The 11,414-nt window shown below is 67.6% G+C and carries 14 protein-coding genes and 1 tRNA gene; 9 read left to right on the top strand and 6 right to left on the bottom strand.

The features are described 5' to 3' along the window. Positions 1-6: 6 nt before the first annotated feature. Positions 7-468 carry a peroxiredoxin gene (locus tag ATSB10_RS06085; protein WP_063671293.1) on the bottom strand — a complete coding sequence of 154 codons (462 nt, stop codon included), beginning with the start codon at positions 466-468 and terminating at the stop codon, positions 7-9. 242 nt (positions 469-710) lie between these two features. Further along, positions 711-1,301 carry a glycine cleavage system transcriptional repressor gene (locus ATSB10_RS06080; RefSeq protein WP_425478169.1) on the bottom strand — a complete coding sequence of 197 codons (591 nt, stop codon included), beginning with the start codon at positions 1,299-1,301 and terminating at the stop codon, positions 711-713. 65 nt (positions 1,302-1,366) lie between these two features. On the opposite strand from ATSB10_RS06080, the gene dapA reads away from it, so the two are divergent. Together dapA and ATSB10_RS06070 are read left to right on the top strand one after the other, a co-directional pair. Further along, complete coding sequence (gene dapA / locus ATSB10_RS06075) at positions 1,367-2,293, top strand: 4-hydroxy-tetrahydrodipicolinate synthase (protein WP_236886505.1); 927 nt, start codon at positions 1,367-1,369, stop codon at positions 2,291-2,293. 36 nt (positions 2,294-2,329) lie between these two features. Then, positions 2,330-2,914 (top strand): hypothetical protein, encoded by a 585-nt coding sequence (locus ATSB10_RS06070; protein WP_063671285.1) that lies wholly within the window; start codon positions 2,330-2,332, stop codon positions 2,912-2,914. Positions 2,915-3,045: 131 nt separating this feature from the next. On the opposite strand, the gene fdxA is transcribed toward ATSB10_RS06070, so the two are convergent. Together fdxA and ATSB10_RS06060 are read right to left on the bottom strand one after the other, a co-directional pair. Next, complete coding sequence (fdxA, locus tag ATSB10_RS06065; protein ID WP_063671283.1) at positions 3,046-3,369, bottom strand: ferredoxin FdxA; 324 nt, start codon at positions 3,367-3,369, stop codon at positions 3,046-3,048. Positions 3,370-3,417: 48 nt separating this feature from the next. Next, positions 3,418-3,493: transfer RNA gene (locus ATSB10_RS06060), tRNA-Glu, on the bottom strand. A gap of 224 nt (positions 3,494-3,717) precedes the next feature. Between ATSB10_RS06060 and pcnB the strand changes: the two genes are divergently transcribed. From pcnB to panD, 5 genes are all read left to right on the top strand, one after another. Then, positions 3,718-5,046, top strand: a complete 1,329-nt coding sequence (pcnB, locus tag ATSB10_RS06055; protein WP_205631129.1) for a polynucleotide adenylyltransferase PcnB — start codon at positions 3,718-3,720, stop codon at positions 5,044-5,046. Continuing rightward, a complete protein-coding gene (gene folK / locus ATSB10_RS06050; protein ID WP_063671278.1) occupies positions 5,043-5,540 on the top strand; it encodes a 2-amino-4-hydroxy-6-hydroxymethyldihydropteridine diphosphokinase in 498 nt (165 codons plus the stop codon). The genes pcnB and folK overlap by 4 nt, the downstream gene beginning before the upstream one ends. Before the next feature lie 159 nt (positions 5,541-5,699). Next, positions 5,700-6,467 carry a 3-methyl-2-oxobutanoate hydroxymethyltransferase gene (gene panB, locus ATSB10_RS06045; RefSeq protein ID WP_236886544.1) on the top strand — a complete coding sequence of 256 codons (768 nt, stop codon included), beginning with the start codon at positions 5,700-5,702 and terminating at the stop codon, positions 6,465-6,467. 11 nt (positions 6,468-6,478) lie between these two features. Next, positions 6,479-7,339: a pantoate--beta-alanine ligase gene (gene panC / locus ATSB10_RS06040; protein WP_063671274.1), complete on the top strand. Its 861-nt coding sequence runs from the start codon at positions 6,479-6,481 to the stop codon at positions 7,337-7,339. An 87-nt stretch (positions 7,340-7,426) separates the two neighbouring features. Further along, on the top strand, positions 7,427-7,813 hold the full coding sequence (panD, locus tag ATSB10_RS06035; RefSeq protein ID WP_063671273.1) for an aspartate 1-decarboxylase: 387 nt from the start codon (positions 7,427-7,429) through the stop codon (positions 7,811-7,813). Between the two features lie 16 nt (positions 7,814-7,829). On the opposite strand, the gene ATSB10_RS06030 is transcribed toward panD, so the two are convergent. Beyond that, entirely contained in the window at positions 7,830-8,225 is a 396-nt protein-coding gene (locus tag ATSB10_RS06030) for a nuclear transport factor 2 family protein (RefSeq protein ID WP_063671271.1), read from the bottom strand. A 3-nt stretch (positions 8,226-8,228) separates the two neighbouring features. Then, positions 8,229-9,302 carry a tRNA epoxyqueuosine(34) reductase QueG gene (queG, locus tag ATSB10_RS06025; protein WP_063671269.1) on the bottom strand — a complete coding sequence of 358 codons (1,074 nt, stop codon included), beginning with the start codon at positions 9,300-9,302 and terminating at the stop codon, positions 8,229-8,231. Positions 9,303-9,351: 49 nt separating this feature from the next. On the opposite strand from queG, the gene ATSB10_RS06020 reads away from it, so the two are divergent. Both ATSB10_RS06020 and tsaE read left to right on the top strand, forming a co-directional pair. Next, positions 9,352-10,839 carry a bifunctional ADP-dependent NAD(P)H-hydrate dehydratase/NAD(P)H-hydrate epimerase gene (locus ATSB10_RS06020; protein WP_063671267.1) on the top strand — a complete coding sequence of 496 codons (1,488 nt, stop codon included), beginning with the start codon at positions 9,352-9,354 and terminating at the stop codon, positions 10,837-10,839. Next, positions 10,832-11,323, top strand: a complete 492-nt coding sequence (gene tsaE / locus ATSB10_RS06015; protein ID WP_063671266.1) for a tRNA (adenosine(37)-N6)-threonylcarbamoyltransferase complex ATPase subunit type 1 TsaE — start codon at positions 10,832-10,834, stop codon at positions 11,321-11,323. The genes ATSB10_RS06020 and tsaE overlap by 8 nt, the downstream gene beginning before the upstream one ends. Positions 11,324-11,414: the final 91 nt, after the last annotated feature.

Raw genomic sequence — 11,414 nt, 5'->3', positions numbered from 1 at the left:
TCCGGCCTAGGGGGTTGGGATCGCGTCCAGCACCGCCTGCGCGTGGCCCGCGACCTTCACGCCGCGCCACTCGGCGGCGAGCCGGCCATCGGGATCGACCAGGAAAGTGCTGCGCACGACGCCCAGGTGCTTCTTGCCGTACAGCGTTTTCTCGTGGATCACGTCGAACGCCTGGCACCACGTCTCGTCGGTGTCGGCCACCAGCGGAAAAGGCAGATCCTGCTTGGCGGCAAAGTTGGCGTGGGAGCGGACCGAGTCGCGCGAGACACCGATCACCTGTGCGTTCCGCTCGCGGAACTGCGGGTAGAGGTCGCGGAACTGCTGGGCTTCGGTGGTGCAGCCGGGCGTGCTGTCCTTGGGGTAGAAGTAGATCACCAGCCACTGGCCTTTCAGGCTCGACAGTTTCAGCTCGGTGTCGTCGCCCGTGTGTCCTTTCAGGGCGGGAATTTTCTTGCCGGTTTCAGGCATGGGGTCTCCGGCGGCAGCGTTGGGCTGTCGCGCATGTGCAGAAAAAGGGGATGGCCGCGGAGCGCGGCGGACAAGCGGGGCGGCGAAAACAGGCGGCGGTCAGGGCGTCGCCGCTTGTGCGGCGCTGGTTCCTCGAAGGATGCCCTGACTGCATGGCTGGCCTCGTAAACGTCCCGGGCCAGAGACTAGCGCGTCTGGCGGGGAATGAAAGCCCTTGCCAGACACGCGCGGCGGAGCGATGCTCAGAACTTCACCGGATCCATGATGGCATCCAGGTTCAGGCTGTCGCACAGCTCCAGGAAATCGTCGCGCAAGGTGGCGATGTGCAGGTCCGACGGTATGCCGATGGTGATCTGTGCCTGGAACATCTCGGCACCCGTCTGCATAGCCTGGTAGCGCATCGAGCTGAGTTGCTCGACGCTGATCCGGTTGCGGTGGAAGAACTCCACGATGCGCACCAGGATGCCGGGACGATCGGCACTGACCACTTCCACCAGATAGGGCAGCAGTCGGGAGTCCGGCTCGCGCGGCTGTGTGCGGTAATGGATCAGGTGCAGCTCTTCGTCGCGGGCCAGCTTGGCCAGTGCATTCTCCAGCTTGGCCAAAGCATCCCAGGCACCGCTGGCCACCAGCACCAGGGCACTGTCGCCGCCGATGGTGGACACCCGTGCGTCGGACAGGTTGCAGCCAGCGTCGGCGATGCGCCGCGCCAGCGTCAGCAGGGGGCTCTTGCCGGTGGAGGAGAGGGTCTGAATCAGCAGCTGGTGATGGTCGCTGCCGGCGCGGGGGGGAGTACGGTTCAAAGGCTTGCCTGCCTGGCGGGAATCGTCCACGGAACGGGGAATCCCGCGCAACGGCCTTCGAGCTTACTTGCCCGTCGCGCGAGCCCGCAAGTAACATGCTGGACTCGAATTTTGCCGGAAACCTTGCCTTGGACATCCGCGGCAGCATCTGCGCTTTGGCGACGCCGTTCACCCCGGAAGGGGCGCTCGATCTCGACGCCTTCGGCCGCCTGCTGGATTACCAGATCGACGGCGGGACGCAGGCGGTGGTGGTAGCGGGATCCACCGGCGAAGCGCACATGCTCGAGCATGACGAGTTCGACACCCTGCTGTCGTTCGCGGTGCGCCACGTCGACGGCCGCGTACCGGTGATCGCCGGCACCGGCGAGGCCGGCACGGCCAAGACCGTCGCACTGACCCGGCGCGCCGCCTCGCTCGGCGCGGATGCCGCGCTGGTGGTCACGCCGTACTACGTGCGTCCCACGCAGGAAGGCCTGTATCGCCATTTCGTCGACGTGGCCGACCAGGGCGGCCTTCCGGTGATCCTCTACAACGTGCCTGGCCGCACCGGCTGCGACCTGCTGCCGGAGACCACCGTGCTGCTGCGCGATCATCCGGGCATCATCGGCATCAAGGAAGCGCGCGCCGATGCACAGCGCATTGCGGCGACGGCGGAACTTGCGCGTGCGGATTTCGTCTATCTGTCCGGCGACGACGGTACGGCGGTCCAGGCCATGCTCGGCGGCGCTGCGGGGACCATCTCGGTGGTGGCCAACCTGGTGCCGGCGGTGTTTCGCGAGTTGTGCGACGCGGCGACGGCCGGCCAGGCGGATGCGGCGAACGCCGTCGACGCCAGGCTGGCTCCGCTGGTGGATGCGCTGAACGGCGCGCCCAACCCGATCGCGGTGAAGTCGGCGCTACCCTGGCTTGGCCTCGGCAGCGCGATGCCCCGGCTTCCCCTGGTCGAACTGGCCGAGGGTACGGTGCGCGATCAGATTCGTCAGGCGTTGATCCGCCTGGCTCCCTTGGCCGTCGCCGCCTGATCCAGGCGACACGAACCTCCCACGGAAAACCATTACATGAAGAAAACCTCGCTTGCTGTGGCCTTGCCGGCCTTGCTTCTTTCCGGGCTCATGCTCTCGGGCTGCGGCATGTTCCGCTCGCACAAGGCCTGGGATACCGCCAAGCAGGAGTCTCCGCTGGAGATCCCGCCGGGCATGGATACGCCCTCGGCCAGCGAGGCGCTGGTGATCCCGCCTCCGGGGGCCAATCAGCCGACCGCCAACGGTGCGACCGCGGCCACCCGGGGCGCCGCTGCGACCATTACCGATGGCTTCGTGGTGAGCGGCGATGTCGAGACCGCCTACCAGCGTGTCGGCCAGGTGCTCGATGCGGGGGACATCGGCCAGGTGACCGCGCGTGACCCTTCGAACCACAGCTTCACCGTGACGGTGATGGCCGGCGCCAAGGTGGCGAAAAAGCGCGGCTTCTTCGGCCGCATGTTCCATGGCAACGACGAGGGCGAGAGCTCGCGCGCGACGGCACAGCAGGTGCTGGTGACGGTGAGCGCGAGCGGCCAGAAAGGCAGCGAGGTGCGCGCGCAGGGTTCGGCTCCGGCCGTGGCGAAGGCGGTCGATGGCCTGAGGGCCAAGCTCGGCGGTTGAGTCGTCGAGAAGTCCGAACGAAAAAGCCGCCGTTGAGTCGTCGAGAAGTCCGAACGAAAAAGCCGCCCTGTAAGGGCGGCTTTCTCTTTGGGGCGAGCGACTGGCTCTCTCTGCCTGAGTCGGTGCCGCAATCAGCGCTCGAGCAGGTCGAGCTTGTTCGGCTTGCCTTCCCACTCCTTGGCGTCGGTCAGCGCATCCTTCCGCTCGGTGATGACCGGCCAGCTCTTGGCCAGGTCGGCATTGAGCTGCACGAAGCCTTCCTGGCCGGCAGGGACATCGTCTTCGGGGTAGATGGCGTTGATCGGGCACTCCGGCTCGCACAGGGTGCAGTCGATGCACTCGTCCGGATCGATCACCAGGAAATTCGGGCCTTCGTGGAAGGCGTCGACGGGGCAGACCTCAACGCAATCGGTGTACTTGCACTTGATGCAGTTGTCGGTGACGACAAAGGTCATGCGGGGAAGAATTCCGTCGAGGAGACAGGCAAGACGGCCTGACTGAAGTGGCGCTCCCTACGAGGTTCGAACTCGTGTTCCCGCCTTGAGAGGGCGGTGTCCTAGGCCACTAGACGAAGGGAGCGTTCTGACTCAGAGCGCGCTAGTATAGCGAAATTGTTGCAGCCGGCAATGCCTTTTTGCGGCACTCGCCGGGTTTCTCTTCCGCGCCTCCTTCCTGATGGTTTTTGGGGGCATCGCGCGCCATTGTGCGCGTGGTATGCCTTGCTGGCGGCGTGGGTTAGGCTTCCGGGCTTCATGATCGGCAGGGACTGTTACCGCTTGAACCACGAAACAGGGACCGACGGCATGCATGCGCTGCGGATCATTCCGCGCGACCAGCATGTGATTTCCCGCAAGAACATCAGCAAGGCCGCGCTGCGGGTGCTTTATCGCCTCAACGAAGCCGGCTATGACGCATATCTCGTTGGCGGCGCCGTTCGCGATCTTCTGCTCGGCGGCCATCCCAAGGACTTCGACGTGGCGACCAGTGCCACGCCCGACGAGGTCAAGAAGCTTTTCCGCAATTGCCGGCTGATCGGTCGGCGTTTCCGCCTGGCGCACGTCGTTTTCGGCCCTGAGATCATCGAGGTTGCCACGTTCCGCGGCACCGGCGAGGAAGACGGTGAAGGCGATCGCCACATCGTCGACGGCCGCATCGTGCGGGACAACGTCTGGGGAACGATCGAGGAGGATGCGGTGCGCCGCGACTTCCGTGTCAACGCGATGTACTACGACATCAGCGATTTCTCCGTGCGCGACTACGTCGGCGGCATGCAGGACGTGCAGGACAAGGTGCTTCGGCTGATCGGCGATCCGGTCACGCGCTACCGCGAGGACCCCGTACGCATGCTGCGCGCCGCCCGCCTGGCGGCCAAGCTGGGCTTCCGCATCGACGAGGCCGCCGCGGCGCCGTTCGAGAGCCTGGGGCCGCTGCTGACCGAGGCCGCGCCGGCCCGGCTGTTCGACGAGTCGCTCAAATTGTTCCTGGCCGGGCACGGGCTGAAGAGTTTCCGCATGCTCGAGCAGTGCGGGCTGCTCCGGTTCCTGTTCCCATCGACGGCACGTGCATTGAAAGGCGGAGACGGGGCGCTGCGCGCGCTGGTCGAGCGTGGCCTGGCGAATACCGACGCACGCGTGGCCGAGGGCAAGTCGGTGACGCCAGCCTTTCTGTTTGCCGTGCTGCTGTGGGGCGAAGTACGCGATCGTGCGCAGGATCTGGTCGCTGGTGGCCTGGACCTGTCCGAGGCCTGGGCGCGGGCAGCGGCCCACGTGGTCGGCGAGCAGTGCCAGCGGGTAGCGATCCCGCGGCGATTCACGCTTACCATGGAGGAGATCTGGGCGCTCCAGCCGCGCTTCGAGCAGGTGCAGCGCAAGCGGGTGCTCAGGCTTCTCGCGCAGCCACGGTTCCGTGCGGCGTTCGATTTCCTGCTGCTGCGGGCCGAGGAATCGCCGGCGATCCGCGAGCTCGGCCTGTGGTGGGATCACGCGCAGCAGCTCCCGGTCGACGTGCTCGCTGCCGCGTTGCCCGCCGGTAGCGGGACGCAGGGAGCGGACCTGGTCACAACGACCAGCGCGCGTCCTCCGCGCAAGCGCCGCCGCAGGCGAAAGCCCGGCGGACACTCCGGCTCCGCATGAGCGAGCCCGCCGCCAGGGATGCCTATGTGGCATTGGGCAGCAACCTGGGGGATTCACGCGCCACGCTAGTCGGCGCGACCGAGGCGTTGGCTGCTCTGCCGGGCAGTCGGCTGGCAGGCATCTCCCGCATCTACCGGACGCCGCCATGGGGTCGGCGCGATCAGCCGGATTTCCTCAACGCAGTGGTGTGTCTGCGCACCTCGCTCCCGCCGCATGACCTGCTCGATGCGTTGATGGCGATCGAGCGCCGGTTCGGCCGCACGCGCGACGACGAGCGCTGGGGGCCGCGTACGCTCGATCTCGATCTGCTGCACGTGGACGGCGTGGTGCTGGACGAGCCGCAGCTGACCCTCCCGCATCCGCGGATGGGCGAGCGCGCCTTCGTGTTGCTGCCCCTGGCCGACCTGGCGCCTGAACTGGAGTTGCCGGGGCAGGGGCGGGTGGCCGAACTGCTGCGGCGGGTGGATGCCGGTGGATGCGAGCCGGTCGACTGAAGCGCGTGCTGCACTGCGGCGTCGAGGGTTTATGATGGTCGGCCCGCGGCGGATTCCGGTGTCGATCCGGACAGCCGTTCCAACAGGAAACACCACGTGTACGTGCAAAACGCCAGCGCCCCCGACCGCAAGCCGGTGACTGTTCCGGCCCTGCGCGCGATGAAGGCCGAGGGTCGCCGCATCGTCATGCTCACCGCCTATGACGCCAGCTTCGCGCACCAGCTGGAGACGGCCGGCGTCGACGTCGCGCTGGTCGGAGACTCCCTCGGCATGGTGGTTCAGGGCCATGCCAGCACCCTGCCGGTGACGCTCGACCAGATGGTCTACCACACCGCGGCGGTGTCCCGCGGGCTGCAAGCCACGCTGCTGGTGGCCGACCTGCCGTTCATGAGCGACCGCGACACGGCACACGCGTTGGAGGCGGGCGCCCGGCTCGTGGGCGAAGGCAACGCCGCGATGGTGAAGATCGAGGGCGGTGCCCCGCACGTGCTGGAGGCGATCAACGCGCTGTCGGTCCGCGCAATTCCGGTCTGTGCGCACCTGGGCCTTACTCCGCAATCGGTGCACAAGTTCGGCGGCTTCCGTATCCAGGGGCGCGAGGAGGCTGCCGCCGCGCGGGTACTGGATGAGGCGCGCGCGGTCGAGGCCGCCGGTGCCGAACTGCTGGTGCTCGAAGGCATGCCGGTCGCACTTGCCGAGCGGATCACCGCCGCGGTGTCGATCCCGACCATCGGTATCGGCGCCGGCCCGCGCTGCGATGGCCAGGTGCTGGTGCTGCACGATCTGCTGGGCGTCACGCCCGGCAAGCGACCGAAGTTCAGCAAGGACTTCCTGCAGGGACGCGATTCGGTGTCTGCCGCGATCTCGGCGTTCGTCGACGAGGTGCGCAGCGGCGTCTTTCCCGCTCCCGAGCACTGCTTCAACTAAAGGCCACTTCGATGCAAACCGTGCATGATGCCGGCGCGCTGCGCGCTGTCGTACGCGGCTGGCGTGCCGCCGGCCAGACCGTGGGCTTCGTGCCCACCATGGGCAATCTCCACGCCGGGCACTTCTCGCTGGTCCGTTTGGCTCGGGCGCGCGCCGACCGGGTCGTTGCCAGCGTATTCGTGAATCCCACCCAGTTCGGCCCGAACGAGGATTTCTCCCGCTATCCGCGCACGCTGGCACAGGACCAGGCCGGCCTGGCCGAACACGACTGCGATCTGCTGTTCGCGCCCGACGTGGCGACCCTGTATCCCTACGGTGCGGAGCACACGGTGCGGCTCAGCGTGCCGCAGATCACCGAGACGCTGGAAGGCGCTCATCGCCCCGGTCATTTCGACGGCGTGGCGACCGTCGTCTGCAAGCTGTTCAACCTGGTGCAGGCGGATCTGGCCGTGTTCGGTCAGAAGGATTTCCAGCAGCTGAAAGTAATCGAGCGCATGGTGCGCGACCTGGCGCTGCCGGTGAAGGTGATCGCCGCACCCACCCAGCGCGCCGCGGACGGCCTGGCGCTGAGTTCGCGCAACCAGTACCTGAGCGAGGCCGAGCGCGCGCTGGCGCCGCGTATCCACCAGGTGCTGGTGCAGATGCGCGACATGCTTGGCAAGGGACACGCGCCGAAGGTGCTGGAGCAGGCGGCGGCCGGGCAGCTCGAGCGTGCCGGCTTCGTTCCCGACTACGTCGCCATCCGCCGCGCGGACGATCTTTCCGAGCCGGTGGCAGGTGAGCGCACCGGCCTCGTCGGCCTTGTCGCAGCGCGCCTGGGAAGCACCCGCCTGATCGACAACTTGCTGTTCGACGGGACCGCCCCCACGTAAACGGTTCCGGCCGGTCGTGTTGCGGTGCACGGCCGGCGACTCGATAATTGAGAGCTACGCAGGCCGTACCTACTGGAAAGTGATGCCATGCAACTGAACATGCTCAAGGCCAAGATCCACCGCGCGACGGTGACCCATGCCGAGCTCCATTACGAAGGTTCGATCGCGATCGACAGCCTGCTGCTGGAAGCGTCGGGCATTCGCGAGTACGAGCAGATCCACGCCTGGAACATCAACAACGGCAAGCGTTTCGTCACCTACGCACTGAAGGCGGAGGCCGGCTCGGGCATCATTTCGGTGAACGGCAGCGCGGCGCATCGCGCCTCGCCGGGCGACCTGATCATCATCGCCGCGTTCAGCCAGTTGTCCGAGGCCGAGGCCGAGGCGCACCAGCCGATGCTGGTCTACGTGGACGCGAAGAACGCGATTTCGCATACCAATCGGTCGATCCCGACCCAGATGGCCGCCGCCTGAGGCGACGGCCCGCGCTTCACGCACGCGGCGTCAGCAGCGTGCCCTGGTGGAACACCGCCTTCCAGCCATCGACCGTGCGACGCCACAGCGTCGTGCGGCGGCTGCCGCGTTGCTCCTGCCACAGTACGTAGGTCAGCAGGTAGAGGCTGGGTGACAGCGGGTGGCACTCGAAGCCTTCCGTTCGCAGATGCTCCCTGGGCGGATGCGCTACGCGCTGGCTCAGGATGTCAAGTACCTCGGGACGGCTGTAACGTTGCCCCGATGCGCCGATCTCCCAGAACGTCTCCTCGGTGATCTGCTCGCCGTCGCCCGGTCCGGCCCCCGACTCGGGCCGATGGAAGATCGGCTCGCGCTCGCGCAGTTCGGCCAGCACGTCCTCCAGTCGCGGCATGCTCTTCATCGTGTCGCTCATCGGTTACCTCATCTCGTCCTGCCGGGTCAGCGCCCAGGCCACGTGTTCGCGCACCAGGTCCGACGGATGGTCTGCGCGCGCCAGCAGCGCGGCCCGCACCGCGTCGGACCGCGGTGCATTGCCCAAGGCTACCGCGATGTTGCGCAGCCAGCCCTCATAGCCGGTGCGGCGAATCGCCATCCCCTCGGTCCGCTGCAGGAATTCCTCCTCGGTCCAGGCGAACAGCTCGACCAGCTTGCTGCCATCGAGCTGATGCCGTGGCGCGAAATCCGGTTCGGTCGTCGCCTGCGCGAACTTGTTCCAGGGGCAGACCAGCTGGCAGTCGTCGCAGCCGAAGATGCGATTGCCCATGGGCGCGCGGAGCTCTTCTGGGATGCTGCCTTTCAGCTCGATGGTCAGGTACGAGATGCAGCGTCGTGCGTCGAGCCGGTAGGGAGCGACGATCGCCTGGGTCGGGCAGACATCCAGGCAACGTCGACAGCTGCCGCAGTGCTCGCTGGCCGGCGTGTCGACCGGTAGCGGAAGATCGGTGTAGAGCTCGCCGAGAAAAAAATACGAACCGGCACGGCGATGGATCAGCACGGTGTGCTTGCCGATCCAGCCCAGGCCGGCATTGCGTGCCAGTGCCTTTTCCAGCACCGGTGCGGAGTCGACGTAGGCGCGGTAGCCGAAATCGCCGATCTCCGCGCGGATGCGGTCGGCCAGTCGCTGCAGCCGCTGGCGCAGCAGCTTGTGGTAATCGCGTCCGAGCGTGTAGCGCGAGATGTAGCCGAGCTCGCCGTCCTCGATCACCGACCAGGCGCGGTCGATGTCCGGCGGCGCGTAATCCATCCGCACCGAGATTACCCGCTGCGTTCCCGGCTCCAGCTCGTCCGGTCGACTGCGCTTGGCGCCGTGGCGGGCCATGTAGTCCATTTCGCCGTGGTGGCCGTCGGCCAGCCAGCGCTGCAGATGGGTCTCGTCCTGCGCCAGGTCCACGCCGCTGATGCCGACGTCGGCAAAGCCGAGGTCGCGCGCCCATCGTTTGATCGAGCGGGCCAGCAGGGCGTAGTCGATGGCGGGAGCCGGGCTTTGCATGGGGCTAGTCTAAATCGCCGCGGTGCCGCGGCCTGCCTATAATCCGCCGATGAATGCACCGGACGCCCGCTACGCGCTCTACACCGTCGACCAGGTGCGGGCGCTCGATCGCCATGCCATCGAGGTGCTCGGCATACCCGGCTTCGAACTGATGCGCCGGGCCGCGGCCGCGGCGCTGGCCTGCCTGCGGCGGCGCTGGCCGCAGGCGCGGCGGGTGGCGATCTGGTGTGGACCGGGCAACAACGGCGGCGATGGTTATCTGCTCGGTGCGCTGGCGCGCGAGGCGAGCCTGCAGGTCGAGCTGGTCGCCGTGTCCGGCAAGGCCGCCGGCGATGCGCTGAAAGCCCGCACCGCCTTCGAATTCGCCGGTGGGCGCGTACATCTGCTCGAAGACATGGCCGCATGGCCCGAGGTCGACGTCCATGTGGATGCGCTCTACGGCAGCGGGCTGAACCGGGCACCCGAGGCGCCGGTGGCCGGGCTTATCGAGCGCATCAACGGCAGCGGTCGGCCGGTGTTGGCGCTGGATGTCCCCTCGGGCCTCGATGCCGATCTCGGTGTCTGCCCAGGCGCGGCGGTGCGGGCGACGACGACGGTCTGCTTCATCGCCGCCAAGCGCGGCCTTTATACCGGTGTCGGTCCGGACGTGGTCGGCAAGCTGGAGCTGGACACGCTGCAACTGCCGGATGCCCTGTGGGAAAGCCAGCCGCCTGCGGCGATGTTGTTGCGCCCCGATGCCCTGCAGGCACGTCGACGCAGTGCGCACAAGGGCGACAGTGGCCACCTGCTCGTGGTCGGCGGCGAGCAGGGCACGGCTGGAGCCATCCGGCTGTGCGGTGAGGCCGCGCTGCGCGCCGGCGCAGGGTTGGTCAGCGTGGCCACGCAGGTCGGACATGTGCCAGCACTCAACGCCGGACGCCCTGAGCTGATGGCGCACGGAGTGAACGGACCGCAGACGCTGGAGCCGCTGCTCGAGCGCGCCGACGTGCTGGCGGTCGGTCCGGGGCTCGGTCAGGCCGCCTGGGGGCATGCGCTGTGGCTCACCTCGCTCGACTCTGGCCGGCCGCTGGTGCTCGACGCCGATGGACTGAACCTGCTCGCCCGCGAGCCACGCCGTTTCGACCGTGCGGCCGTGCTGACCCCGCATCCCGGCGAGGCCGCGCGTCTGTTGGGAACGGACGTCGCCACCGTGCAGTCGGATCGTTTCGCCGCGGCGCGCGAGCTGGCCGGTCGCTTCGGTGCGGTGGTGGTGCTCAAGGGGGCCGGCAGCCTCGTCGCGCATCCGGACGGGCGGTTGGCCGTCTGTCCCTGGGGGAATCCGGGGATGGGCACGGGAGGGATGGGCGACGTGCTGACGGGGGTGATCGGCGCGCTGCTCGCACAGGGCGCGACGGCATGGGACGCCGCGTGTCTGGGGGTGGGCCTGCACGCGCGCGCCGGGGATGCGGCCGCGCTGGAGGGCGAACGAGGAATGGTCGCCGGTGACCTGATGACGCCCCTGAGACGGCTCTCCAACGGACTGGCCGATCATGCTTGAGCGCACCTTCGTGCTGCCCGACGAGGCGGCCACGCAACGGCTGGCTTCACGCGTGGGGGCGGCCATGGAGCGCGGAGCGGTGTTTCATCTCAGCGGCGAACTGGGCGCTGGCAAGAGCAGTTTCGCGCGCGCCTTGCTGCAGGCGCTGGGGGTGACGGGGCGGATCAAGAGCCCGACCTACAGCCTGGTGGAGAATTATCCGCTCGAGCGCGGCCAAGCCTGGCACCTGGACCTCTACCGTATTGCCGATCCGGACGAATTGCAGTGGCTTGGGGTGGACGCGCTGGGCGAGCCGGATGCGGTGGTGCTGATCGAGTGGCCACAACATGGGCGGGGCGCGATTCCATCTCCCGACGTCGAGCTTGCCCTGGCCTATGCCGGAACCGGGCGCCATGCCCGGTTGAGCGCGCGCACTGCCCGCGGCGAGCGACTGCTGGAACGCCTGGATGCCGGCGTCGAGGCGTCGGCGCAGACGCGCGGTTGACGCTAAGTTTGTGTTTTTCCAAGGGATTCGTCTGTCCCTCTGGTTTCGGATATCCGCCAGAAAAAGCGTGGGTTGCCGCCGTATTCTGGAC

This window comes from Dyella thiooxydans (genome assembly GCF_001641285.1).
Taxonomy (GTDB): Bacteria; Pseudomonadota; Gammaproteobacteria; order Xanthomonadales; family Rhodanobacteraceae; genus Dyella_A; species Dyella_A thiooxydans.
Note: the sequence above shows the minus strand (reverse complement) of the source record. Positions and strands in the feature narration are given on the sequence as shown.